1 protein-coding gene and 1 other annotated feature are annotated in these 1384 nt (G+C 67.7%); the gene reads right to left on the bottom strand.

The window, feature by feature from the left end; all coding sequences use genetic code 11:
- Window positions 1-31 precede the first annotated feature (31 nt).
- Window positions 32-1332, bottom strand: a protein-coding gene (locus tag ACGG9C_RS16985) for an IS3 family transposase (RefSeq protein ID WP_390178949.1) whose coding sequence is annotated in 2 segments (ribosomal slippage) — window positions 32-1053 and window positions 1053-1332 — 1302 coding nt in all. Because the reading frame shifts where the segments join, the coding sequence is not laid out codon by codon here.
- Window positions 902-1054: a sequence feature (AL1L pseudoknot), on the bottom strand. It overlaps the preceding gene by 153 nt.
- Window positions 1333-1384: the final 52 nt, after the last annotated feature.

Genomic DNA, 1384 nt, shown 5'->3' with positions numbered 1-1384 from the left:
GTGAAGCGCCCCGGGTTTCGTGGAGGCTCGGTTAGTTGGTTCCGGCCCCGGCGGGGACGTGTTCTTGAGCGTATTCGACCGCTGCCTGGGATGCCCAGTGGACGGCCTCTGCTTCGACGGGCGGGGTCATCCCGATCTCGCCGTGAAGGCGTCGGTGGTTGTACCAGTCGATGTACTCCGCGACGGCGATCTCGACATCGCGGATCGATGCCCAGCCGCCCTTCGGGCGCATGACCGGGTTGCGGATGCACTCGGCTTTGAACAGCGAGTTCAGCGCCTCGGCCATCGCGTTGTCGCACGAATCGCCCTTGGAGCCGACGCTGGCGACCGCGTCGGCTTCGGCGAGGCGTTCGGTGTAGCGGATGGCTCGATATTGAACTCCGCGGTCGGAGTGGTGGATCAGTCCGGACACGTCCTGGCCGGCGCGCTGCCGTTCCCACAAGCCCATGTCCAGTGCGTCGAGAGCGAGATCGGTGCGCATGCTCGTGGAGACCTGCCAGCCCACGACGCGGCGGCTGAACACGTCCAGGACGAACGCGGCGTAGACCCAGCCGGCGTGGGTGCGGATGTAGGTCAGATCTGCGACCCAGAGCTGGTTCGGCGCGGTCGCTTCGAAGCGCCGCTCCACCAGGTCCAGCGGCCGCTCCGTCTCCGCACCGTCGCCGAACGTCGTGCGGCGGGACTTGTCGCGCCGGATCCCTTGGATCCCTTCCTGCCGCATCAGCCGCTCGACCGTGCAGCGGGCCACTTCCACGCCCTGCCGATTCAGTTCGGCGTGGATCTTCCGCACCCCGTAGACGCCAAGGTTCGCCTTATGCGTGACCCGGATGTCGACGGTCAGTGCCGCGTCCCTGACCGCCCTCGCCGACGGCGGGCGGACCTTGGCGGCGTAGTAGGTGCTCGGGGCGATCTGCATACCCGCGTCACGCAGGACACGACAGATCGGCTCGACCCCGAACCGGTCGCGGTGCCCGTCGATGTACTCGACGAGCACCGCGGTGGGCACCTCGGCTACTTCAGCTTGCGGTCGAGCTCCGCCGCCGCGAAAAAAGCCGACGCGGTCTTGAGGATCTCGTTCGCGCGACGCAGCTCCCGCACCTCGCGCTCGAGGTCCGCGATCCGCTGCGCGTCCGCGGTCGTCGTGCCCGGCGCGATGCCGTCGTCGACCTCGGCCTGCCGCACCCAGGTCCGTAACGCTTCCGGATGGATCCCGAGCTGGTCCGCAATCCGCTTGATCGCGCCGACCCTCGACTCAGGATCTCGACGCGCGTCCAACGCCATCCGCATCGCCCGATCCTTCAGCTCCTCGCTGTACTTCCGTGGTGCTGCCATGACTCCCACCCTTCACAGGTTTGAGAGCCTCCATCACACCCGGGGCGCTTCA

Origin of the sequence: Microbacterium sp. MTN4-26 (assembly GCF_042846595.1) — a bacterium.
Classification (GTDB): Bacteria; Actinomycetota; Actinomycetes; order Actinomycetales; family Microbacteriaceae; genus Microbacterium; species Microbacterium luteum.
This window is presented reverse-complemented; position numbering and strand designations above follow the sequence as displayed.